The sequence below is a fragment of the Neoasaia chiangmaiensis genome (assembly GCF_002005465.1).
Taxonomy (GTDB): domain Bacteria; phylum Pseudomonadota; class Alphaproteobacteria; order Acetobacterales; family Acetobacteraceae; genus Neoasaia; species Neoasaia chiangmaiensis.
Genome location: NZ_CP014691.1, coordinates 994,810 through 1,016,724 on the forward strand (window position 1 = coordinate 994,810; position 21,915 = coordinate 1,016,724).

The following is a 21,915-nucleotide window of genomic DNA, read 5'->3' on the forward strand; positions in this document are numbered from 1 at the left end:
CGTTCCAGTGTAGGACAGCCGTCCATGACGCGGTTCGTATTCATCACCGGCGGTGTGGTTTCCTCTCTGGGCAAAGGCATCGCCTCGGCGGCGCTGGCCGCCCTCCTCCAGGCACGCGGATACAAAGTCCGCATGCGCAAGCTGGATCCCTATCTCAACGTCGATCCGGGCACGATGAGCCCGTATCAGCACGGCGAGGTCTTCGTGACCGACGACGGCGCGGAGACGGATCTCGACCTCGGCCATTATGAACGCTTCACCGGCGTCCATGCCCGCAAGGCCGATAACGCGACGACCGGGCGAATCTACTCCGAGGTGATCGCCCGCGAACGGCGCGGCGACTATCTCGGCGCCACCGTGCAGGTCATTCCGCACATCACCGATGCCATCAAGGAAGCCGTCGTCGCCGGGACGGAAGGCTACGATTTCGTCCTGGTCGAAATCGGTGGCACCGTCGGCGACATCGAAAGCCTGCCGTTCCTTGAATCCATCCGCCAGTTGCGCAACGATCTCGGCCACGCACAGACGATGTGCGTCCACCTCACCCTGCTGCCCTACATCCCGGCCGCCGGTGAACTCAAGACGAAGCCGACCCAGCATTCGGTCAAGGAGCTGCAGAATGTCGGCATCCAGCCGCAGATGCTGCTCTGCCGCTCCGATCGCCCGATCCCCGCCAACGAGCGGCGCAAGATCGCCAATTTCTGCAACGTGCGCCCGGAAGCGGTAATCGCCGCACTCGACGTCGACACCATCTACGCCTGCCCGATCTCCTATCATAAGGAGGGCATGGACAAGGAGGTCCTGCGCTATTTCGACCTGCCGACCGAGGGCAGCCCGGATCTGAGCCGCTGGGAGAAGATCGTCGATGCCCTGCGCAGCCCGGAAGGCGAAGTGCGCATCGCGGTCGTCGGCAAGTACACGGCACTTCTGGACAGCTACAAATCGCTGATCGAGGCCCTGCTGCACGGTGGCATCGCCAACCGCGTGAAGGTCAAGCTCGACTGGGTCGAATCGGAAATCTTCGAGAAATCCGAAAGCGCCCTGATGCAGCTTGAAAACGTCCACGGCATCCTCGTGCCGGGCGGCTTCGGCGAACGCGGATCAGAAGGCAAGATCGAAGCGGTCCGCTTCGCACGCGAGCGCAACATCCCGTTCTTCGGCATCTGCTTCGGCATGCAGATGGCCGTCATCGAATGCGCACGCTCCCTTGCCGGACTGCCCAAGGCCTCCTCCACCGAATTCGGCCTGACAGAGGAGCCACTGGTTGGCCTGATGACGGAATGGGCGCGCGGCAACGAACTGCTGCGCCGCCGCGAACATGGCGAACTCGGCGGCACGATGCGTCTGGGCGCCTATCCGGCCAAGCTCGCGGAAGGTTCCCGCGCCGCGACCATCTACGGCACGACCGAAGTGCGTGAGCGCCATCGCCACCGCTATGAGGTCAATGTTCACTATCGCGAACAGCTCGAAGCCACCGGCCTGCGCTTCTCAGGCATGTCGCCTGACGACGTCCTGCCGGAAGTGATCGAATACCCCGATCATCCGTGGTTCGTGGCCGTGCAGTATCATCCCGAATATCTGTCGAAGCCCTTCGCGCCGCACCCGCTCTTCGCGGGCTTCGTTGAAGCCGCCGTCAAGAAAGCCCGCCTCGTATGAGCGACATCCATATTGGCACACTGGCCGTCGGCAATAGCCGACCCTTCACCCTGATCGCCGGGCCGTGCCAGATCGAATCCGAGGCCCATGCCGTCGAAATGGCGTCGGCCCTGCACGAACTCTGCCGCGATCTCGGCATCGGGCTGATCTACAAAAGCTCGTTCGACAAGGCGAACCGCACGTCCCTGAACAGCCAGCGCGGCATCGGCATGGCCAAGGGCCTCGAAATCCTGGCCCGCATCCGCGAAACATTCGGCTGCCCGGTCCTGACGGACGTGCACGGTCCCGAACAATGCCGCCCGACCGCCGAGGCGGTGGACGTGTTGCAGATTCCGGCCTTCCTCTGCCGCCAGACCGATCTGCTTCTCGCCGCCGGTGAGACGGGCGCGGCCATCAACGTCAAGAAGGGCCAGTTCCTCGCTCCGTGGGACATGGCCAACGTTGCCGCGAAGATTGCGTCCACCGGAAACGAGCGCGTCATGCTCTGCGAGCGCGGGACCAGTTTCGGCTACAACACGCTGATTAACGACATGCGCGGCCTGCCGATCATGGCGCAGACCGGATATCCGGTCGTCTACGACGCCACGCATTCCGTCCAGCAACCTGGCGGCCTGGGGGGCGCATCCGGCGGCCAGCGGGAATTCGTGCCCGCTCTCGCCCGTGCCGCGCTGGCCATCGGCGTGGCGGCCGTGTTCATCGAGACCCATCAGGAGCCCGACAAGGCACCGAGCGACGGCCCGACGATGGTGCCGCTGCACGAAATGCGCGCCCTTCTCACCCGCCTGAAAGCCTTCGACGCCCTGAGCAAGCAGACATCCTGATGCATGACAGGCGCCACAGCTATCAGGTCACCGTGACATGGACCGGCAATCACGGCCATGGCACGACGTCATACCACACGTACGGGCGCAATCATGACATCGCCGCCGAAGGCAAGGCGACGATCCACGGTTCAGCCGATCCGAGCTTCCGGGGTGATCCGACCTGCTGGAATCCGGAAGAGCTTCTGCTGGCGTCGCTCAGTGCCTGTCACAAACTCTGGTATCTCGGCCTCTGCGCCGGAGCGGGCGTCAATGTTCTCGCCTATGTCGACGATGCCGAAGGCACCATGATCGAGTCGCCCAACGGCGACGGCAAATTCGCGAACGTGACGCTGCGCCCGCGTATCACGCTGGCCACCGATACGGATCTGGCACGCGCGACGGCATTGCATGAGCAGGCGCATGCCCATTGCTTCATCGCCCGCTCGGTCAACTTTCCGGTTCTCTGCAAGCCCGTTTTCGAAACGGCCTGATTTCAGATCGCGTAGTTCTCAAGCGGCATCAACAACGCCGCGCCCAGGCAGAGCACCGCCACCGTGGTGAGCACCAGCCGCAGCATCATGTAACCCGGCGGCAGCGCACCGCGACGGTAAGCGGCGCGCTCCACGGCGATCGTCGCCAGAAATCCGGCGATCTCCAACGCCAACCCGGCCCGCACATGCCAGACCACGCCGGCATAGAGCGCAAGCCAGGCCCAGAGCGACGGCACGACGCCCCATAACAGCCGCTGCCGATCCAGCTTCTGCGTGCCCGATCCCGACATGATCGCCGGCGGCTCCAGCGCCAGCCCCCAATGCACCGCCCCCAGGAATGACAGGATAGCGCCGCCATAGGTCAGCATGGCCATACCCAGCCGCGGCACCGGTCCCAGCGTGCCGGCGAACAGGATCGCCACCGCCAGTCCGACGAAGGGAATCAGACCACCCAATCCGAGGACGATGGCAAGCAGCGGCAGTCTTTTCACGATATCGATCCTTCAGGCCTTCGGGACCCTGATAGCAGTTGACAGAAACGCAGTCACAACGCCTTGTGGCGCGGCAATGCGGATCGCCTTCCCGCACAACGGCTTAACAGGCGATCCGTATCATACAAAATGCGTCCAACCGGTAAGGGAGCATCATCATGAGCGCCATCGTCGATATCGTCGCGCGGGAAATCCTCGACAGCCGCGGCAATCCCACCGTCGAAGTCGAAGTCGAACTGTCCTCCGGCGCCAAGGGGCGTGCCGCCGTGCCGTCGGGCGCCTCCACAGGCGCGCATGAGGCCGTGGAACTGCGCGATGGCGATATGTCCCGCTACGGCGGCAAGGGCGTGCTGAACGCCGCCGCCTTCGCCGAAGGCGAAATCCTCGAGACGCTACAGGGCGCCGAATCCTCGGACCAGATCGCCATCGACAATGCGATGATCGATCTCGACGGCACGCCGAACAAGGCGCGCCTGGGCGCGAACTCGATCCTCGCCGTCTCGCTGGGCATCGCCAAGGCCACGGCCCTTGAACTTGACGTCCCGCTCTATCGCTATGTCGGCGGCGTGTTCGCCCACACCTTGCCGGTACCGATGATGAACATCGTCAATGGCGGCCAGCACGCGGACAACCCGATCGACATTCAGGAATTCATGATCCAGCCGGTCGGCGCACCCACCATGATGGACGCCGTGCGCATGGGGTCCGAGATCTTCGCCAAGCTGAAGAAGAACCTCGCCGCCGCTGGACACAACACCAATGTCGGCGATGAGGGCGGCTTCGCGCCGAACCTGAAATCGGCCGACGAAGCGCTGGGCTTCATCGCCAGGTCGGTGGAAGCCGCCGGCTATCGTCTGGGTGAGGACGTCACCTTCGCGCTCGATTGCGCCGCGACGGAGTTCTACAAGGACGGCCGCTATAAAATGGACGGCGAAGGCAAGGATCTCGATGCGGGCGGCATGGTCGCCTATCTCAGCGACCTCGCCGCCCGCTACCCGATCGTCTCGATCGAGGACGGTCTGGCGGAAGACGACTGGGAAGGCTGGGTGGAACTGACCCGCGCGCTCGGCAAGAAAATCCAGATCGTGGGCGACGACCTGTTCGTCACCAACACGGAGCGTTTGCGCCGCGGCATCGAGGAAGGCGCCGCCAATGCGCTCCTGGTGAAGGTCAACCAGATCGGCACCCTGACCGAGACGTTGCAGGCCATGGAAACCGCCCATCGCGTCGGTTATGCCTGTGTCATGAGCCATCGCTCGGGCGAGACGGAAGACTCGGTGATCGCCGACCTCGCGGTGGCGACGAACTGCGGTCAGATCAAGACCGGTTCGCTCTCGCGCTCCGACCGCACGGCGAAGTACAATCAGTTGATCCGTATCGAGAACGAACTCGCGACGGCCGCCCAGTATGCCGGTCGCACGATCCTGCGCCGCAACTGAACGATAACGCCGGCAGCAAAACAAAAAGGGGGAGCCGATCGGCTCCTCCTTTTTTATTCAACGCGTCACGTTATCGAGCCGCAACGTCATGCAATAAGCACCGCCGCCCGACAGCATGAAGGGCTGCAACGGCACGCCCGATACCGTGTATCCAAGCGCCGAGAGCCGCTCGACCAGCGAGGCCGGGGGCGCCGCCATGATGACCTGATCGTCGAAAGCAACGGCATTGACGCAGAAATGCCGCGCATCCTCCTCGGTGGCCACGATACGCTGCTCCGGCGGCACGATCGCCGCGATCCGCGCCTGCGTCTCGGCGGAGAATGCGGGCGGATAATAAAGAACCTCACCACGCGGCAGAACGTGGAAACAGGTATCGAGATGGTAGAAACGCTCCGTCACCAGCGGAAGGCGCTCGACCCGGATACCGAACGTCTCGGCAATGACCGCCACGCTCTCCTCGACCGATCTCTGCCCATAACCGACCCAGGCGAAACCCCGGCTTCGGTCCCACAGACAGTCCCCCGCGCCTTCCTGAAGAAGGCCGTCGGGCAGCGGCACAATCTCCGTCAGCGTGCCGTCGGCAACCATGTCCTCGAAAATTTTCTGGAAATATGGCTCCTCGCCACGTCGTTCGGAGAACCGGAAGCGTGCGGGCAGAACCCTGCCATCGAACACAATACCGGCATTGGCCGGGAACACCATGTCCGGCAGTCCCTCCTGACCGGACACAACCGTCACCTTCGCGCCGGCACGCTCCAGGGCGGCATGCAAGGCGTTGAAACCCCGTCGGGCACCCTGCGCGTTCTCGGCTGGATTACGGGCCCAAAGCTCAGGGTCCATCCAGGGATTGATGGCATAGGAAACATCGTAATGTCCGGGATCGACCAGCAGAAAATGGGGCCTCATTGACTATCCTTTGAGATGTTTTTGCTCATCATCCGATATCGACGCCCATGCGAGACATTCTTTGCGCCCACGGCATGGTTTGCGTTATGACATGAACAGGCGACCATTCGCCAATATCCGCCTGGTAGGAAAAGAGACCTCGTGAAAGTCGTCCGCATGTTTCGGCGCGCCGTGCGCGCGATCGTCCCCCCGGCCCTTTTCCTCGGCCTGACCGCCTATTTCGGCTGGAACGCCATGCAGGGCGACCATGGCATTCATGCCTATCACCAGCAGCTTCAGCTTCGGGAGCAGGCCCTCCAGGCCCAGCGCGACGCCAACGATGAACAGATCGTCTGGAAACGTCGCGTCGCCAGTCTGGACGAGCGGGCGCTCAACGCCGACATGCTGGACGAACGGGCGCGTGCCATGCTCAACCTTGCCCGCACCGGCGATCTCGTGATTCCCTACGGGCCGCACGACAAACTTTACTGACCCCGGACATAAAAAAAGCGGCCCCGAAGGACCGCCCTTTTCGGTTCCGCAAGCGCAGGGCTTACTTGATCTTCGCTTCGCGGAAAGCCACGTGCTTGCGCACGACCGGATCGTACTTGCGCACTTCCATCTTGCCCGTCGCCGAGCGGGCGTTCTTCTTCGTCACGTAGAAATAGCCCGTATCCGCCGTCGAAACGAGACGGATCTGAATGACGTTGGTCTTGGCCATGGGAACCTCGAAGCTGCTGATGTCGCTGCGCGCGACAGGGACGGCAGCGTTGATGAAAGTTGGGCGCAAAATGCTGATACAAGGGGCTCAGGTCAAGTCTTTCCGCACGCCATTGACCAGGAAAACGTCAAATTCGACCGGAAAATGACTTGCGAGGACCGAAACAGGAACCTATGTAGAACAAACCGGTTATTGACTGCCATTCCGACTCGGACCGGTTTGCCGCAGGAGCATCCATGCTGACCCGCAAACAGCACCAGTTGTTACTCTACATCGACGACCACCTCCGCCGTACCGGCTTTTCGCCCTCTTTCGACGAAATGAAGGATGCGCTGGAACTGCGCTCCAAATCCGGCATCCATCGTCTCATCTCCGCATTGGAAGAGCGGGGTTTCCTGCGCCGCCATCATCATCGTGCCCGCGCGCTGGAAGTCGTACGCCTGCCCAATACCGAGACGGCAGCTTTTACGCCTAACGTCATTCAGGGGGACTTCTCCGCCCGTCTCAGCGGCGTGGCCAACGACGGCGTCGCCCCCACAGTGTCCCTTCCCCTCTACGGCAAGATCGCAGCCGGCCTGCCGATCGAGGCACTCCGCGACAACGGGACACAGATCCAGGTCCCCAGCACACTGGTCGGCCACGGAGAGCATTATGCCCTTGAGGTTTCCGGTGATTCGATGATCGAGGCCGGAATCCTCAATGGCGACACCGTCATCATCCGCCGTGACGACACGGCCGAGAACGGCCAGATCGTCGTCGCCCTGATCGATGGTGAGGAAGTGACGTTGAAGCGCCTGCGCCGCCGCGGTAACGCCATCGCACTGGAACCTGCCAACGCCGCCTACGAGACGCGTATCGTGCCCGCCGATCGCATCCGCATTCAGGGCCGCCTCATTGGCCTGTTCCGTCATTACGAGTGAATGCTGGCGCCGCGGCTCAGTGCTGCGGCGCTGCTCCATCCTTGCGAACCGAAACAGTACCGTCCGGCGCGATGAATGTACTCGTGCCGTCGCCATTGGGGATGACGATCGTATCCTTCCGCGGCGTGGCGCCGTAATGCCGGGCATTGTCCGGCACGGTAGATGGCAACTCCGGCGTTGACGGTATGCCCGCGCCGGAAAAGTCATGCACGCCATGGCGCATGTCGTCGGTCTCACCAGCGCTGATCGACTTTCCTTCCGGCATCTGCTGTCCGTCCTGCCCCAGCGACCCGCCTTCCGTCATGTTGCCGTAATATGTATTGGGATCGCCGAGCGACGCGGCGATGCCGCCATGGCTGTTTTCGACGTCACGCAATGTCGGCAGCGGCTGCGGTGCCCCAGGCCAGATATTGCCGGGCTGCGCCAGTATCGGCATCGCCTGAACATCATGACCACGTGCCCGTTCGAGATTTTCCGAGTCGCCGCTCGGCCCATTCGGGTTCTCGCCAGGCAATGTTGCCGTATCGTGAAGGAATTTGCCGAAACCGGAACATCCGCTCAAAACGATAGGCAGTATCAGCAGAGCGGCTTTCCGCATGTCATGCTCCCACTATTTGCAGTCATTTACTTACCGGCACAATTCGCCGGGCGCCAGAGAGCAGTAACAACAATCATTGCAAACAGTCAGGGTGCAGGCTTTGCGGCTGTTGTCTGCCGGACGCGTCCCGTCATCCGCGCAACACCGGCCGTCAGATAGCCCCAGCCACTCACCAGTGTCGGCCCAACGGAAATCCACAACAACACGCCACCGATCGTGCTGACCGGCAGGAACGAAAGGCCAATCAGTCGCCCGGTGGAATCGCCCGCCAGCAGGAAGCCGATCGCCACCATCTGAATGCCGGTCTTCCATTTCGCCAGACGCGTGGACGGTAACGTCGCCCGTTGCGACGCCATATATTCCCGAAGACCGCTCACCAGTATCTCACGCAGCATGATGACGATGGCCGCGAACAGCGAGCCCGCCGCCAGCCTTCCGTAACCGGCAAGCGTGAGCAGAAGCGCACCGACCAGCAACTTGTCGGCAATCGGGTCCATCATGCGGCCAAGATCGGAATTCTGGTGCCAGCGCCGGGCCAGCATACCATCGAGATAATCCGTGATGCAGGCCGCGATATAAATCAGGCAGGCCGCCAGATCCGCAACCGGCTGCCGAATCGCCACAAGCGCCACCAGGATCGGGATGGCGGCAATGCGAAGAAGTGTCAGAACATTCGGCAAGTCCGTCAGCATGGTTCGATCCTAACGCATAACCCTACCGTCGGATACCACGGATCGCCGGGCCGATACCCTTTCGGCAGGCATCACTTTTTTTCTTCATGCTTCAGCACCGCGCGTCCATTCCGGATGAAAATGGCCATAAATCGTGCGTGCCGTCTCGGAATTGATGCCCGCCACATCAGCCAGTTCCTGCAATCCCGCCTGCTTCACGCCGCGTGCCGACCCGAAATGGTTCAGGAGCGCCCGTTTGCGCGCCGCGCCGATGCCGGGAATCGTATCCAGCTCCGATTGACGCAAACCTTTTGAACGCCCGGCCCGGTGCGTTGTGATCGCAAAGCGATGCGCCTCGTCCCGCAGTCGTTGCAGATAATACAGAACGGGATCGCGCGGCGGCAGCTGGAACGGCTCCCGCCCCTCCATATGGAACCATTCCCGGCCTGCATCGCGATCCGGCCCCTTGGCAATCGCCACCATCGGCACATCCGTCACACCGAGACCCGTGAGGATTTCCCGAACGGCATTGAACTGCCCCAGCCCACCATCGATCAGCAACAGATCGGGCCAGTCCTCCGGGCGGTCGCCATCCTCCGTGCGCGCACTCTTGCCGAAACGGCGCTCCATCACTTCGCGCATCATGGCGAAATCATCACCAGGGGCCATGTCGCTCCTAATCAGATATTTGCGATAGGCGCGCTTGTTGAACCCTTCCGGCCCACCGACGACCATCACACCGTAAGCGTTCTGGCCCATGATGTGCGAGTTGTCATACGTCTCGATCCGGCGCGGCGTGTCCGGCAGGTCGAACAGCGTCGCCACCCCCTCCAGCAACCGCCGCTGCCCCGCACTCTCGGCCAGACGCCGTTCCAGAGCCTCGCGCGCGTTCAGTGCCGCATGGTCCAGCACGTCCTTTTTCTCGCCGCGCTGGGGTCGTGCGATCTCGACCTTTCGCTCGCGACGGATGCTCAACGCTTCCTCGATCAGGGCCTGCTCCGGCAGGTCCGCATTGACCAGCACGAGCGGCGGTGGCGGCTTGTCATCGTAGAACTGCAACAGGAACGCCGACAGGACATCGCCCGCCGCCTCGTCCTCCGCCTGCGCCGGGAAGAAAGCACGATTGCCGTTGTTGCGACCGCCTCGAATGAAGAAAACCTGAATGCAGGTCTGGCCCGCTTCCTGCCAGACCGCCACCACATCCGCATCCTCGATCGTCGTCGGATTGACGATGCCGGAATTCTGCATGCTGGCAAAACCACGAATCCGGTCGCGAATGGCCGCCGCACGCTCGAACTGCAGCGATTCTGCGGCCTGCTCCATCTGCACGACCAGTTCGCGCTGCAACTCCGTGTTCTTGCCCGACAGGAATTGCCTGGCCTGTTCGACCAGCCCGGCATAGTCCTCCTGCGAGATACGGTCCACACAGGGGGCGGAGCACCGGCGGATCTGATACAGCAGGCAGGGCCGCGTGCGGCTGTTGAAGACGGAGTCGCTACACGAACGCAGCAGAAAACTCCGCTGAATGAGATTGAGCGTCTGGTTGACCGACCACGCCGACGCGAACGGCCCCCAATAGGTCGCACCCTTCACGGGCTTGCCCCGCTGTTTGGTGATCTGCGCGAACGGGTGGTTCTCCGTCAGCATCAGCCAGGGATAGGACTTGTCGTCGCGCAGCAGGATGTTGAAGCGCGGCTTCATCCGCTTGATGTAATTGGCCTCGAGCAACAGCGCATCCGCTTCCGTATGCGTCGTGACCACTTCCATCGTCACGGTCGAGGCGATCATGAGCCGCAGGCGTTCCGGCAACTGCTGCGGCCGGGTATAGGATGTCACGCGCTTCTTCAGGCTGCGCGCCTTGCCGACGTAAAGCACTTCTCCCTTGGCGCCCAACATGCGATAGACGCCCGGCGATAACGGAATCGTCTTCAACGCTTCCTTGATCGCATCGACCCCGCGCAGGCCATTCGCGGACGCCCCGGCGGGCGTCGCTTCCTGAAAGGCCCTGTCCTGCACGTCGGCAGGCTGATGCAGCAAATCACTCATGACATCATCCAACTTGTCGCCAGCATCACCACCGGACTTCATCCACCAAACTTGTGGATAACTCTGTGGGAGAAGAGATGACAGATTGATGACGGGCGCGGTTTCATCGCACCCGCCTCAATTTGCCTAATTTTTGGGCAGGAAAATTCAACCCGTTGAAAATCCAGCAAATTAGTAAAAATCTGACGCGCGGACCGGACCTTCGTCTCGCAAAACCCTGGAAATAAAGAGAGTCAATCCCGGCAGCGTTCCTGGCGTGGACAAATTTTGTCTGTGACTCCGCTGCACGGTCCCGTTTTGTTCGAGCGGCGCCTGTTTACCCACGACGCGCCGATTCTGCCAGTTCCATCAGGCGCAGGAAGTTCCCCCCCCAGATCGCGACGATTTCTTCCGGGGTGAAGCCTTGCCGCACCAAGGCAGCCGTGACATTGGCGCCCTGAGCGGCATCGGACCATCCCTCGATTCCGCCACCACCATCGAAATCCGATGACACGCCCACATGCGCCACGCCGATACGCCGGGCGATATATGCGACATGATGCGCCAGATCGTCGACCGTCGCGCGACCCAGCGCCGGTGCCTTGAGAAACGACGACATGGCCGTGACCTGCACCAGCCCACCGCTTTCGGCCAGACGATCCAGTTGCCGATCGTCCAGATTACGCGGATGATCGCACAGCGCCCGTGCGCAGGAATGTGTCGCCACCACCGGCGTGCGGGAACATTCGACCGCCTGGAGCATCGAATCCCGCGAGACATGCGAGATGTCCACCAGCATGCCGCAATCATTCATCGCGCTGATCGCCTCACGCCCCAATGCAGACAGACCGCCATGCAACGCGACCGGATCGTCCAGATCGGCGCGCGGAATGGCGGCATCGGCCAATACATTGTGCCCATTATGCGTCAGCGTCATGTAACGGGCCCCAAGCGCATAGAGCTGCCGGACACGCCCCGGATCATCCCCGATCGCATATCCGTTCTCGACGGCCGGTACGATGGCAACAGCTCCCGCCGCGACCGCCGACCGAACCGATTCCGCCGTGCCACACAACCGAACCTGATCGTCGCCGACCGCATCCGGCAACCCGCCAATGACCCGCAACATCTGTTCGACGCGCACCCACGCCTGATCGTGCCCAAGGGCGTTGCGGCGGCCCTGCGGGATGTAGGCCGCAAGACAGACAGCCTTCAGGCCACCTTTGCGCAGCTTCGGCAGATCGACCTGCCGTGTCACGGTGTCGTCGCCAAAGTCACCCCTGTCCGGCCAGGGAATGTCGATATGCGTATCGAGAGTCAGCAATGCATCGTGCTGTCGGGTATCGTCGTTCATCGCCGTCACAAATGGGGCCGTTCGCGAAATTCGACAAGACACACCCTTGCCATTCGTGCGCTTCTCATCGATTCCATCAGTCCATGCGCCTGCTCACATGGAACATCAACTCATTGCGGCTTCGGCTGCCCCTGCTCGAACGCCTGGTGGCCGAACGACAACCGGATGTCGTCTGCCTGCAGGAGACAAAAGTCCCCGATCCTCTCTTTCCCCTCGATGGGGTCAAGGCGCTGGGCTTTCCACATGTCCATTACGCCGGAATGAAAGGCTACAATGGCGTCGCGATTCTCTCACGCCTGCCCTTCACGCCCCTGACCGAACTGCCGGTCTGGTGCGCCCGCAACGACTGTCGTCATATCGGCGCACGCTTCGAGACGCCGGACGGCCCCGTCCTTCTGCATGACTTTTACGTGCCGGCAGGCGGCGACATTCCCGATCCGGCGGAAAACGATAAATTCGCCCATAAGCTGGATTTCGTGGATGAAGTCACACGGTGGTTCGCCACGACCCCACCCAGGCGCAGCATCGTCGTCGGCGATCTCAATATCGCACCGCTCGAACACGATGTCTGGAGCCACAAGCAGCTTCTGAAGATCGTCAGCCACACGCCACCGGAGACGACCCGTCTTCAGGCCTGGATGGATACCGGCTTCGTGGACGCCATGCGCCATGTCGTGCCACCCAGCGAGAAACTCTATACGTGGTGGTCCTATCGCAACCGGGACTGGCTGGCGTCCGATCGGGGGCGGCGTCTCGACCACGTCTGGCTCACACCAGACCTGATCGATCGCCTCAACGGCATGACGGTCCTCAAGGACGTGCGGGGGTGGGAGTCCCCCTCCGATCACGTCCCGGTCGTCATTGAACTGGCCATCTAGAAATCGCCGCCATCAGGCGACGGCACCACCCTCGGGATCGAGCCGGTAACCGCCGCCCTCCGTCAGCAGCAGCGAGGCATTCGTCGGATCGGGCTCGATCTTCTGACGCAGACGATAGATATGCGTCTCCAGCGTATGCGTCGTCACCGCCGCATTATAACCCCACACCTCGTTCAGCAGTACCTGCCGTGCGATCGGCCGGTGCCCCGCGCGATAGAGATACTTCAGGATCGCCGCTTCCTTCTCCGTCAGACGGATGCGCCGATTGCGCGCCGGCTCCTGCAGCAGCTTGGAGGACGGGCGGAAAAGATACGGACCGATCGTGAAAACGGCATCTTCGCTGTTTTCGAAAATGCGAAGCTGCGCGCGCAGCCGCGCCAGCAGTTCGGCAATGCGGAACGGCTTGGCGACATAGTCGTTCGCGCCCGCATCCAGACCGCGCACCACATCGGCCTCGTCATCGGAGCCGGTCAGGATGATGATCGGCATCCTGACACCCTGCCGGCGGAGTTCCGCACAGAAATCGCGGCCATCGCCATCCGGCAATGTCACGTCAAGAAGAATGGCATCGACACGGCTGCCCGTCGCCGCCAGTTTTGCCTTGGCATCGGCGACGGAAACCGCCTGAATGGGCTCGAATTCACCCTCGATCTGAAGTTGTTCGACCAAAAGCTGCCGAAGCGTATCGTCGTCATCAATAATCAAGACAGGACGTGGACCAGCCATCGGGTACTCTTTTCTTATCAAATTTTCGGAGCATGCAGATGCTCCCCTGCGGACAGTCTCCACCGGAAACAGATGCCGCGCTCGCTTCGCGCCTTACACCGATAACAAGCGCGAGCCAACGGAATGCACCCTTAAGGTTGATCTGGCCATGTCTGGACACTAGGCGAAAACTTCACAAAAAAGCGAGAACCCGGAGCGATTCTTTGCAAACTTCATCAATAATGACCGCCATAGGCGACGGAAAAGGCATTCTAACCTTCCGTCAGCATCAATTTCCCGTTGCCATCGGCGCCAACGGCACCCGTTCGGACAAGTCGGAAGGCGACAGCGCAACACCGCCCGGTCTCCTGCCGCTGCGCCGCGTCTTCTATCGCGCCGACCGCCTCGCCCGCCCGCGCACCAGCCTGCCCTGCGAGCCGCTCGCGCCGCATGACGGCTGGTGTGACGACCCCAGGCACCGCGATTACAATCGCTTCGTCACCCTGCCGCATGATGCGCGGTGTGAAAATCTCTGGCGCGACGACCACAGCTACGATCTGATCGCGGTGCTCGGCTGGAACGACGATCCACCGGTCCCCGGACGGGGCTCCGCGATCTTCCTTCACCTTCCCACCACCAGCGGCGTCACCGAAGGCTGCATCGCCCTGCCCGAAGCCCAATGGCGCACGCTGCTCGCCGACGGCATGGCCGCCATCGAGGTGAGCCCCGCGACCTGAGCGCCCCTACACAGCATCCCGCTGCGTCATGCCCTCCGGCTGCGATTCGGCTTCCGGCGGCGGCAGCATCGAGACGAGCAGGTCTCCCGGCGCCGGAACGATATGCTGCTCGTCCTCAGCCGAGCGAATGGAAATCGAAATACCGCGCCGGATGGAGAGAATGTCGAGCCGGTTCTGCATATTGCCGAACGCCGCGGCACTGGCTTCGTCCGCCGTCGTCGAGACGAAGCGCCATCCCTTCTCGAACAACGTGTCGATCAGCGTATAATTCCAGGAAGGCTCGCCCAGAACCTTGCCACGCGCATCGCGCGACAGGCCATGATAGAAATCCAGCCGCGCAACACCGGGACTGATCTGGAACACACGCTGCCGCCCCATATGCGGCGCCATATGCGCACAGACCATGCCGTTATAGATACCATCCGCCGTGGTCGCGATCAGATAATCCGCAGGCCGCTCCTCCAGCGCCTCCTCGCCATACTGGGAAAGCAACTCCGCCCGAAGGATCGGCAGGCTGCGCCGCGCCGCCGGCATCAGCGCACTGGAACGGTTGTCGACCAACAGGACCGGCACGCCCTGCTGATGCAGGCAACTCGCCAGATCCAGCGTCCAGTGGCTGGCCCCCACGATGGCCAGTGCCGGTTCATTGGACAGGGTGAGCTTCAGGCGACGCGCCAACGGTCGCAGGGAAAATCCGTGCAGGATCATCGTCACGGCAATCACCGCGAACACGGCCGGCATAATCAGCGCGGCACTGCGATAACCCGCATCCGCCAGACGGAACCCGGCCGCACCCGCCACGGCCGCCGCCACGATACCACGCGGCGCGATCCATCCGACGAACACCCGCTCCTGCCATGTCAGCCCCGTGCCGAGCGTGGAGAAAAAGATCGCCACCGGCCGAACCACGAAAAGCACCAGCAGCGTCAGGCTGAAGATCGGCAGGGACAGCCTTTCCAGAACGGTGCGGTGAAGATCCGCCGTCAGAAGGATGAAGAGACACGACACGACCAGAACGACCAGCGACTCTTTCATGCGCCGCAGTTCGGAAAGCCCCGGCACATGCAGGTTCGTCAACGCCATGCCGAACACGGTCGCCCCGATCAGCCCCGCGCCCTCCATGCTCAGGTTGCAGACACTGAAGATCAGCAGGGCGAGCGTCAGCAACAGCGGCGTCTTGAGAGGTTCCGGCATCAAATCCCGCCGGAAGAGATAGTTCACGAGATAGGCGGGAAGCACGCCCGCCGCCAATGCCTCCGCCGAAGACGCCAGAAGATCCGGCAGCGCACCGGTCAGGAACGCGCCCGCCCCGGATTCCGCGCGAACGGTCATGACCTGCAAGACGACCGCCGCCAGAATCGCGCCGATCGGATCGTTGATGATCGCTTCCCAACGCAGGAACGCCGCCACGCGCGGCTGCAACTTGTTATGTCGCAGGAGCGGCAACACCACCGTCGGCCCCGTCACGGTGATAATGGCCCCGAACAGCGCCGCCGTTCCCCATTCCAGATGCGCAACATAATGGGCGGCCAGCAGCCCGAGTACCCAGTTGATGGGCAACGCCAGCATCGTCAGGCGGATCACCCCCTCGCCCGCTTCCCGCAACTGGCGGAAATCGAGGATCAGGCCACCCTCGAAGACGATGATCGCCACCATGAGCGACACGAACGGCCGGAACAGCCACCCCAGCGATGCGGACGGATGCAACACATTCAAACCGGGCCCCAGCGCGAGACCCAGTGCGAACAGCAGCACGATCGCCGGCAGGCGGAAGCGCCAGGCCACCCACTGCGCGGCAATGCCTGCCCCCATGGTCGAAAGAATGCCGATCAGAATATCGGTGGACATCTTGTCAGGCGTCGCCCCTAAAGAAATGATGAACGTCACGTTGCCGCAACGCAAAGTCCGGCACCATAGCCGGAATGTTCACGACCGCCTAACCGCCGAAGACGTCACAGATGCTTATCCGCCCCGCCACGGACGACGACGATGATGCCATCGCCGGCATCCTCATGCCGATCATCGCTGCCGGTGAAACCTATGCACTGCCCCGCGACATGACGCGGGCGGAGGCATTGGCTTACTGGCGCTCCCCTTCCCATCACGTCCATGTCGCCGAAGGGCCGGAGGGCATCGTCGGCACCTGTTATATCCGCGCCAATCAATCCGGCGGCGGCCATCACGTGGCCAATGCCGCCTTCGCCGTACGACAGGGGTCGAAAGGCGTCGGTCGCCAGCTGTGCGCCCATGCGCTCGACATCGCACGGCAACTCGGCTTTTCCGCCATGCAGTTCAATTTCGTCGTCAGCACCAACACGCGGGCGATCGCCCTATGGCAATCCTTCGGTTTTGCCATCGTCGGCACGCTGCCGGGCGCCTTTCGCCATCCGGCGCAAGGCCTCGTCGACGCTTACGTCATGTTTCGGGCGTTGTAGCCACATTCACACGTCGCAGCACGGCCGCAAAGAAACCGTCCGTCCCGTTCCGCAGCGGCGTCAGCGAGAAGCTGGACTGTTCGCGCAGAGCCTCCGGCAGAACCTCGCCACCGGCCGGCGCCAGCTCGAAATCCGCGCGACGGGACAGGAAAGCATCGATCTGCGCCATATTCTCCTCCGCCAGAAGCGAACATGTCGCATAGACCAGCCGCCCACCCGGCTTCACCAGACTCGCCGCGCGGTCCAGTATCTCGGCCTGCTTGACGCGCAACTCACTGATATCATTCTCCGTCAGGCGGATGCGCGCATCGGGATTGCGCCGCCACGTTCCCGTCCCGGAACACGGCGCATCCACCAGCACGCGGTCGAAACTCCCGGCGCGACGCTTCACCCACTTGTCGCCACTTACCAGCAGATGCCGCTCAACGTTATGCGCGCCGGCACGGCGCAGACGCTTCACAGCACCTTCCAGCCGCTGCGCGGAGACATCGCACGCCACGATCTGCCCCTTGTTATGCATCGTCATGGCCAGCGCGAGCGTCTTGCCACCCGCACCGGCACAGAAATCCAGCACGCGCTCGCCCGGCTTCGCATCCACCGCCGCCACGACAAGCTGGCTGCCTTCATCCTGAATCTCGACAAGCCCTTCGCGGAAGGATGCCGCAGCCGTCACAGGCTGCCGCCCATCCAGCCGCAGACCCCACGGCGACAACGCCGTCGGACGGGCAAGCAATGAGTCCTGCCGCAGGGCGGACAGTGCCTTCTCGCAATCGGTTTTCAGAAGATTGACGCGCAGATCGAGCGGCGCCGCGCCTTCCATCGCCGCAAGTTCGCGCTCCAGCTCGTCGCCGAACGTCGCGATCAGATACGGCTCCAGCCAGTCGGGAAACTCAAGGCGTACCGCGCGTGGCATGGCGGGGTCGGACAGGCTGCGACCCTCAAGCGGCATCAGCGCCGCCCGCTCGCGCGACGCCAACGCATTCTGCGCAAACCGCTCCCCACTGAACAGCCCGTCGACGACATCGAACGATTCGCCCGCCAGCAGCAACGACGCCGCACATAAGGCACGCGGCGACGCGCCGCCCTCCATGTCGCGCAGATGCCAGTGCAACCTGCGCCAGCCACGCAACACATCCCACACGCGCCCCGAAACGACGCGCCGGTCGCCGCCGCCAATATAGCGGCGCTCCCGGAAGAACGCATTGGCGGTGGCATCGGCCGGGCGGCGCGGCGCGTTTTCGATCGCGCAGAGAAGGTCGATAGCGGTGGAAAGTCGGGCAGCGGGTGTCATGCCCGCCCCCTAGCGTTTTTTACCGCAGCTGGCGAGGGCTCCGGAAAAAAAGCTTAGTCCTGGCGATAATTCGGTGCCTCGCGCGTGATCGTCACGTCATGGACATGGCTCTCGCGCAGACCGGCATTGGTGATGCGCCGGAACATCGCCCGGACCTGAAGATCCGCCACCGTCGCCGATCCGGTATAGCCCATGCCCGCACGCAGGCCGCCCACCAGCTGATGCACCACGGCCGCCATGCTGCCCTTATAAGGCACCTGGCCTTCGATCCCTTCCGGCACCAGCTTCAGCGCATCCTTCACTTCCTGCTGGAAGTAACGGTCCGCCGACCCACGCGCCATGGCACCCAGCGAACCCATGCCACGATAGGCCTTGTAGGAACGTCCCTGATACAGGAACACCTCACCGGGGCTCTCCTCGCAACCGGCCAGCAACGATCCGACCATCACCACATCCGCGCCGGCGCCGATCGCCTTCACGATATCGCCCGAGGTGCGAACGCCACCGTCAGCGATCGCCGAAACGCCCAGTTCATGGCAGGCCGCCGCCGTTTCCATCACCGCCGAGAACTGCGGCACACCCACACCCGCGACCACACGCGTCGTGCAGATCGAACCCGGACCAATACCGACCTTCACGCAATCCGCACCGGCCTCGACCAGCGCCCGCGCCGCCTGCGGCGTCGCCACATTGCCGGCGATGATCTGGATTCCGTCGTGGCGCGCCTTGAGTTCGGCCACCGTGCCGAGCACGCCGCGCGAATGACCGTGCGCCGTATCCACCACGACCACGTCCACACCTGCCTCGACCAGCGCCCGCGCCCGGTTCAGCCCATCCTCGCCCACGCCGATCGCGGCAGCACAGCGCAGACGTCCGAACTGGTCCTTGATCGCCAGCGGATGGGCAACGGCCTTGTCCATATCCTTGACGGTAATCAATCCGATGCAGCGCCCCGCCTCATCGATGACCAGCAGCTTCTCGATGCGGTGCTGATGCAACAGATGGCGCGCCGTCTCGGCATCCGCCCCGCCCTGCACCGTGACCAGACCTTCATGCGTCATCATATCCCGCACGAGCGTCGAAGGATCGGCCGTAAAACGCATGTCGCGGTTGGTCAGGATGCCGACCAGCTTGCCATCCCCGGGCAGCACCACCGGCAGACCGCTGACGCCGTGGCGCGCCATGATGCTGTGCACCTCGGCCAGGGTCTGGTCCGGGCCGACCGTCACGGGATTGACCACCATGCCGGATTCGAAGCGCTTCACGCGCCGGACATGCTCCGCCTGCTCCTCGATCGACAGGTTCTTGTGAATGACGCCCATGCCGCCCTGCTGCGCCATGGCAATCGCCATGCCGTCTTCGGTCACGGTATCCATGGCCGAGGAAAGCAGCGGAATGTTCAACTCGATGCTGCGGGTCAGACGCGTGCGCGTCGACGTCTGGGCCGGCAGCACATTGGATTCCGCAGGCTCGATCAGCACGTCGTCGAAGGCCAGCGCCTCGCGGATACGTTCATGGGAGAAAGGCGCGGATGCAAGACTGCCGGTGCGCTCACCCGCCGTGCCGCTCGGAATATTATTGCCGGATAAGCTCATTAGGCCGCTCGCCTCCCCATGTCAGAATGGATCGGAGGCCCACGGGCATTCCGACCGTTGGCGCGTCCTCTTAGACTATTCGTCCCCTCAAAGGAAACAGAAGAATCGGTATTTTTGCCTGACTGCCGGTCGTGTTAGGGCTGGAAGCCATATGACGAACGACAGCCCCTCCGTTTATCTCGCCGGCGATCTGGTCTTCCGGCCCAACGCACTCGCGCTCTTCGAGCAGCTCAAGGCGATCTGCGCCGAACTCGGGCTGAATGGCGTCGCACCATTCGATGGCCAGGCCGAAGCCCGCGAACTTCCCCCCGGCCGGGAAACGATCCTGGCCTTCGTTCGCGCCGACCGCGCCCTGATGGACACATGCGCGGCAGGCATCTTCTGCATCGACCCTTTCCGCCGCAGCGCGGACATGGACCCCGGCACCGCCGTCGAGATCGGCTACATGCTCGGCCTGGGAAAGCCCATGGAAGGCTACACCGTCGACGGACGGCTTTATGGCGAGAAAGTCCGCGACTACTGGCGCAACGCCTGGGGCGCTCCCCTTGTCCCACGCCCGCTATCCGACGCCCCGACCTCCGGCGCCCTGGCGGATTCGGACGGCATGCTCGTCCATTCCGACGGCTTGCTGCAAAACGGCATGGTCGAGGGCTTCATCGGTTTGTCAGGCGGTAGCGTCGCGATCGACGCCGATCTGACAAGCGCCTTTCGTGAAGCGGCACGTCGCCTCGCCCGTCGCCTGGGCCGTCGCCTATAACCCTTGCGACGCCCCGATCAGCGCCAATCCCTCCGCGACCGAGACGAACTCCGATCCACCATCGACCCGCGCCGCGCCGAAGCGTTCGGTGAAAAGACGCCGAACCGCGGGCACGAACGACGTGCCGCCGGTCAGGAACACATGGTCGATCCCGCCAACCGTACAGCCCGATTGCTGCAACGCCTCGTCAACCGCAAGCGCCATGCGTTGCAGGTCGGGGGCGATCCATGCCTCGAAATCCGTGCGCGTCACTTCCTCGTCGATATGAAGATCGCGATGCGTGAAACGCAGCCGCGCCCGATCATGCCGCGACAAGGCGCTCTTTACCTCGGCCACCGCCTTATACAGGCCCTGTCCGGCCTGATCCTCGATCAGCCGCAGCAACTGCCTGATCCTGCCGGGATCGGACGCCGTTTTCGCCACATCCGCGATAGCCCGCAACGTCGCCGGTGTGCGCATCAGCGAAAGCCGATGCCAACGCGCCAGGTTGGCATACCACTCCGCCGGAACCGGCAGCGCCGCGCCACCCATCACACGATAGGTCTCATCGCGACCCAACGCAGGCGACACGATACGGTCGATGATGCGATAATCGAACTGATCGCCGGCAATGCCCACACCCGCATGGCCGAGCGTCACCGTGCGCCGCGCCGCATGGGGGTCGAACCGCAGCACCGAAAAATCACTGGTGCCGCCGCCGAAATCCCCCACCAGAACCGTAGCCGGTGCGGTCAGTCCCTGGACGAAACGCCAACCCGCGCCTTCCGGCTCCAGCGCCACACGCACATCGGCAAAACCAGCCTGCTGAAAACTCTCCCGCAGACGTGTCTCGCCCAAGGCATCGTCCGCATTTTCGCCTGCGAACCGCACCGGCCGACCGATCGTCGCGTGAACGCGCGCCGGATCGATCCCGGCCTTGCGCATCAGGGCAGCAAGAAAGCGCGCGATGAGTTCCTCCAGGGTCGTGCTGCGCCCAAACAGCCGTGTCTCCCTGAACGATGCCTGCGCCAGATAAGATTTCATCGACATGATCAATCGGCTTTCCGTCGGATCATCCAGATAGGACTCAACCGCCTCCGCGCCGATGGCCTCATGCAGCGAGGCCCGCCCGCGTTGCTCCTCCATCCCTAGACACAACAGCGTGCGGCAGGTCTCGCTATCCTCCTGCCCTTCGAACCGGAACGAAACCGGGCGCGTCGCACCGAAGGCATCCGCCACGACGATGACGCTGTTGGTGGTGCCGAAATCGATGCCAAGAAAAAGCGGCGCCTCGACATGACCCGTCGTCGCCTGCGATCCGTCCCGATTCGTTCCCATCAATGCCCACCTTTTGCGATAAAGGCGTCGGCGTAGGGATTTTCGGCGCAGGATCAAGTCTTGACGCACCATGCGCGCGACAAAAACCGGTCAGGCACCGCGGCGATCCGTCAGTGCCATATCGTGACGAGGATATTCAGCCCCCG

The 21,915-nt window shown here is 62.9% G+C and carries 22 protein-coding genes; 10 read left to right on the forward strand and 12 right to left on the reverse strand.

Translation table 11 applies throughout. The features are described from left to right. Positions 1–24 precede the first annotated feature (24 nt). The 3 genes from A0U93_RS04740 to A0U93_RS04750 are packed head-to-tail and all read left to right on the forward strand — an operon-like array spanning position 25 to position 2,950. Positions 25–1,656, forward strand: coding sequence for a CTP synthase (locus A0U93_RS04740; protein ID WP_077806327.1), 1,632 nt, complete (start codon positions 25–27; stop codon positions 1,654–1,656). Continuing rightward, a complete protein-coding gene (kdsA, locus tag A0U93_RS04745) occupies positions 1,653–2,477 on the forward strand; it encodes a 3-deoxy-8-phosphooctulonate synthase (protein WP_077806328.1) in 825 nt (274 codons plus the stop codon). The genes A0U93_RS04740 and kdsA overlap by 4 nt, the downstream gene beginning before the upstream one ends. After that, positions 2,477–2,950 carry an OsmC family protein gene (locus A0U93_RS04750; RefSeq protein WP_077806329.1) on the forward strand — a complete coding sequence of 158 codons (474 nt, stop codon included), beginning with the start codon at positions 2,477–2,479 and terminating at the stop codon, positions 2,948–2,950. Before kdsA ends, A0U93_RS04750 begins: the two co-directional genes overlap by 1 nt. Before the next feature lie 2 nt (positions 2,951–2,952). Here the strand turns inward: A0U93_RS04750 and A0U93_RS04755 are convergent, their stop codons facing one another. Further along, positions 2,953–3,441 carry a DUF3429 domain-containing protein gene (locus A0U93_RS04755; RefSeq protein ID WP_077806330.1) on the reverse strand — a complete coding sequence of 163 codons (489 nt, stop codon included), beginning with the start codon at positions 3,439–3,441 and terminating at the stop codon, positions 2,953–2,955. 158 nt (positions 3,442–3,599) lie between these two features. Here A0U93_RS04755 and eno point away from each other — a divergent pair, with 158 nt between their 5' ends. Then, positions 3,600–4,880, forward strand: a complete 1,281-nt coding sequence (gene eno / locus A0U93_RS04760; RefSeq protein ID WP_077806331.1) for a phosphopyruvate hydratase — start codon at positions 3,600–3,602, stop codon at positions 4,878–4,880. A gap of 57 nt (positions 4,881–4,937) precedes the next feature. On the opposite strand, the gene A0U93_RS04765 is transcribed toward eno, so the two are convergent. Next, positions 4,938–5,786, reverse strand: coding sequence for a dimethylarginine dimethylaminohydrolase family protein (locus A0U93_RS04765; protein WP_077806332.1), 849 nt, complete (start codon positions 5,784–5,786; stop codon positions 4,938–4,940). A gap of 156 nt (positions 5,787–5,942) precedes the next feature. Between A0U93_RS04765 and A0U93_RS04770 the strand changes: the two genes are divergently transcribed. Continuing rightward, the gene (locus A0U93_RS04770; RefSeq protein WP_408887669.1) at positions 5,943–6,257 is read left to right on the forward strand and encodes an FtsB family cell division protein; all 315 of its coding nucleotides are present in this window, start codon (positions 5,943–5,945) and stop codon (positions 6,255–6,257) included. Positions 6,258–6,318: 61 nt separating this feature from the next. Here the strand turns inward: A0U93_RS04770 and rpmG are convergent, their stop codons facing one another. Further along, positions 6,319–6,486: a 50S ribosomal protein L33 gene (gene rpmG, locus A0U93_RS04775; RefSeq protein WP_023977387.1), complete on the reverse strand. Its 168-nt coding sequence runs from the start codon at positions 6,484–6,486 to the stop codon at positions 6,319–6,321. 236 nt (positions 6,487–6,722) lie between these two features. Here rpmG and lexA point away from each other — a divergent pair, with 236 nt between their 5' ends. Beyond that, positions 6,723–7,406, forward strand: a complete 684-nt coding sequence (gene lexA / locus A0U93_RS04780; RefSeq protein ID WP_077806334.1) for a transcriptional repressor LexA — start codon at positions 6,723–6,725, stop codon at positions 7,404–7,406. A 16-nt stretch (positions 7,407–7,422) separates the two neighbouring features. Here lexA and A0U93_RS04785 read toward each other — a convergent pair whose 3' ends face one another. The 4 genes from A0U93_RS04785 to A0U93_RS04800 form a co-directional block, all read right to left on the reverse strand. Next, positions 7,423–8,004, reverse strand: coding sequence for a hypothetical protein (locus A0U93_RS04785; protein ID WP_077806335.1), 582 nt, complete (start codon positions 8,002–8,004; stop codon positions 7,423–7,425). A gap of 86 nt (positions 8,005–8,090) precedes the next feature. After that, positions 8,091–8,696 carry a CDP-diacylglycerol--glycerol-3-phosphate 3-phosphatidyltransferase gene (pgsA, locus tag A0U93_RS04790; protein ID WP_077806336.1) on the reverse strand — a complete coding sequence of 202 codons (606 nt, stop codon included), beginning with the start codon at positions 8,694–8,696 and terminating at the stop codon, positions 8,091–8,093. A gap of 84 nt (positions 8,697–8,780) precedes the next feature. After that, complete coding sequence (gene uvrC / locus A0U93_RS04795) at positions 8,781–10,721, reverse strand: excinuclease ABC subunit UvrC (protein WP_077808337.1); 1,941 nt, start codon at positions 10,719–10,721, stop codon at positions 8,781–8,783. A 316-nt stretch (positions 10,722–11,037) separates the two neighbouring features. Next, positions 11,038–12,054, reverse strand: coding sequence for a dipeptidase (locus A0U93_RS04800; RefSeq protein ID WP_077806337.1), 1,017 nt, complete (start codon positions 12,052–12,054; stop codon positions 11,038–11,040). An 83-nt stretch (positions 12,055–12,137) separates the two neighbouring features. Here A0U93_RS04800 and xth point away from each other — a divergent pair, with 83 nt between their 5' ends. Next, a complete protein-coding gene (gene xth / locus A0U93_RS04805) occupies positions 12,138–12,932 on the forward strand; it encodes an exodeoxyribonuclease III (RefSeq protein ID WP_077806338.1) in 795 nt (264 codons plus the stop codon). 12 nt (positions 12,933–12,944) lie between these two features. Here the strand turns inward: xth and A0U93_RS04810 are convergent, their stop codons facing one another. Further along, the gene (locus tag A0U93_RS04810; RefSeq protein ID WP_077806339.1) at positions 12,945–13,658 is read right to left on the reverse strand and encodes a response regulator transcription factor; all 714 of its coding nucleotides are present in this window, start codon (positions 13,656–13,658) and stop codon (positions 12,945–12,947) included. A gap of 221 nt (positions 13,659–13,879) precedes the next feature. On the opposite strand from A0U93_RS04810, the gene A0U93_RS04815 reads away from it, so the two are divergent. Further along, positions 13,880–14,374 carry a L,D-transpeptidase family protein gene (locus A0U93_RS04815; protein ID WP_077806340.1) on the forward strand — a complete coding sequence of 165 codons (495 nt, stop codon included), beginning with the start codon at positions 13,880–13,882 and terminating at the stop codon, positions 14,372–14,374. A gap of 6 nt (positions 14,375–14,380) precedes the next feature. On the opposite strand, the gene A0U93_RS04820 is transcribed toward A0U93_RS04815, so the two are convergent. Further along, on the reverse strand, positions 14,381–16,222 hold the full coding sequence (locus A0U93_RS04820) for a cation:proton antiporter (protein ID WP_077806341.1): 1,842 nt from the start codon (positions 16,220–16,222) through the stop codon (positions 14,381–14,383). 110 nt (positions 16,223–16,332) lie between these two features. On the opposite strand from A0U93_RS04820, the gene A0U93_RS04825 reads away from it, so the two are divergent. Continuing rightward, complete coding sequence (locus A0U93_RS04825; protein ID WP_077806342.1) at positions 16,333–16,809, forward strand: GNAT family N-acetyltransferase; 477 nt, start codon at positions 16,333–16,335, stop codon at positions 16,807–16,809. Here the strand turns inward: A0U93_RS04825 and A0U93_RS04830 are convergent. Further along, positions 16,790–18,100, reverse strand: a complete 1,311-nt coding sequence (locus tag A0U93_RS04830; RefSeq protein ID WP_077806343.1) for an RsmB/NOP family class I SAM-dependent RNA methyltransferase — start codon at positions 18,098–18,100, stop codon at positions 16,790–16,792. The genes A0U93_RS04825 and A0U93_RS04830 overlap by 20 nt on opposite strands. Positions 18,101–18,153: 53 nt before the next feature. Further along, positions 18,154–19,695: an IMP dehydrogenase gene (gene guaB / locus A0U93_RS04835; protein ID WP_077806344.1), complete on the reverse strand. Its 1,542-nt coding sequence runs from the start codon at positions 19,693–19,695 to the stop codon at positions 18,154–18,156. A gap of 151 nt (positions 19,696–19,846) precedes the next feature. Between guaB and A0U93_RS04840 the strand changes: the two genes are divergently transcribed. Then, complete coding sequence (locus A0U93_RS04840) at positions 19,847–20,452, forward strand: nucleoside 2-deoxyribosyltransferase (protein ID WP_077806345.1); 606 nt, start codon at positions 19,847–19,849, stop codon at positions 20,450–20,452. Here A0U93_RS04840 and A0U93_RS04845 read toward each other — a convergent pair. Beyond that, positions 20,447–21,769 carry an Hsp70 family protein gene (locus A0U93_RS04845; protein WP_077806346.1) on the reverse strand — a complete coding sequence of 441 codons (1,323 nt, stop codon included), beginning with the start codon at positions 21,767–21,769 and terminating at the stop codon, positions 20,447–20,449. The two genes, A0U93_RS04840 and A0U93_RS04845, sit on opposite strands and share 6 nt — an antisense overlap. Positions 21,770–21,915: the final 146 nt, after the last annotated feature.

Excerpts from the sequence above, each read along its gene's own strand:
- rpmG (WP_023977387.1), bottom strand. The coding sequence starts at position 6,486 with ATGGCCAAGACCAACGTCATTCAGATCCGTCTCGTTTCGACGGCGGAT.
- guaB (WP_077806344.1), bottom strand. The coding sequence starts at position 19,695 with ATGAGCTTATCCGGCAATAATATTCCGAGCGGCACGGCGGGTGAGCGC.
- A0U93_RS04800 (WP_077806337.1), bottom strand. The coding sequence starts at position 12,054 with ATGAACGACGATACCCGACAGCACGATGCATTGCTGACTCTCGATACG.
- A0U93_RS04830 (WP_077806343.1), bottom strand. The coding sequence starts at position 18,100 with ATGACACCCGCTGCCCGACTTTCCACCGCTATCGACCTTCTCTGCGCG.
- A0U93_RS04825 (WP_077806342.1), top strand. The coding sequence starts at position 16,333 with ATGCTTATCCGCCCCGCCACGGACGACGACGATGATGCCATCGCCGGC.
- pgsA (WP_077806336.1), bottom strand. The coding sequence starts at position 8,696 with ATGCTGACGGACTTGCCGAATGTTCTGACACTTCTTCGCATTGCCGCC.
- A0U93_RS04770 (WP_408887669.1), top strand. The coding sequence starts at position 5,943 with ATGTTTCGGCGCGCCGTGCGCGCGATCGTCCCCCCGGCCCTTTTCCTC.
- A0U93_RS04765 (WP_077806332.1), bottom strand. The coding sequence starts at position 5,786 with ATGAGGCCCCATTTTCTGCTGGTCGATCCCGGACATTACGATGTTTCC.
- A0U93_RS04750 (WP_077806329.1), top strand. The coding sequence starts at position 2,477 with ATGCATGACAGGCGCCACAGCTATCAGGTCACCGTGACATGGACCGGC.
- A0U93_RS04840 (WP_077806345.1), top strand. The coding sequence starts at position 19,847 with ATGACGAACGACAGCCCCTCCGTTTATCTCGCCGGCGATCTGGTCTTC.
- lexA (WP_077806334.1), top strand. The coding sequence starts at position 6,723 with ATGCTGACCCGCAAACAGCACCAGTTGTTACTCTACATCGACGACCAC.
- A0U93_RS04815 (WP_077806340.1), top strand. The coding sequence starts at position 13,880 with ATGACCGCCATAGGCGACGGAAAAGGCATTCTAACCTTCCGTCAGCAT.
- A0U93_RS04820 (WP_077806341.1), bottom strand. The coding sequence starts at position 16,222 with ATGTCCACCGATATTCTGATCGGCATTCTTTCGACCATGGGGGCAGGC.
- eno (WP_077806331.1), top strand. The coding sequence starts at position 3,600 with ATGAGCGCCATCGTCGATATCGTCGCGCGGGAAATCCTCGACAGCCGC.
- A0U93_RS04740 (WP_077806327.1), top strand. The coding sequence starts at position 25 with ATGACGCGGTTCGTATTCATCACCGGCGGTGTGGTTTCCTCTCTGGGC.
- kdsA (WP_077806328.1), top strand. The coding sequence starts at position 1,653 with ATGAGCGACATCCATATTGGCACACTGGCCGTCGGCAATAGCCGACCC.
- A0U93_RS04845 (WP_077806346.1), bottom strand. The coding sequence starts at position 21,769 with ATGGGAACGAATCGGGACGGATCGCAGGCGACGACGGGTCATGTCGAG.
- A0U93_RS04810 (WP_077806339.1), bottom strand. The coding sequence starts at position 13,658 with ATGGCTGGTCCACGTCCTGTCTTGATTATTGATGACGACGATACGCTT.
- A0U93_RS04785 (WP_077806335.1), bottom strand. The coding sequence starts at position 8,004 with ATGCGGAAAGCCGCTCTGCTGATACTGCCTATCGTTTTGAGCGGATGT.
- xth (WP_077806338.1), top strand. The coding sequence starts at position 12,138 with ATGCGCCTGCTCACATGGAACATCAACTCATTGCGGCTTCGGCTGCCC.
- uvrC (WP_077808337.1), bottom strand. The coding sequence starts at position 10,721 with ATGAGTGATTTGCTGCATCAGCCTGCCGACGTGCAGGACAGGGCCTTT.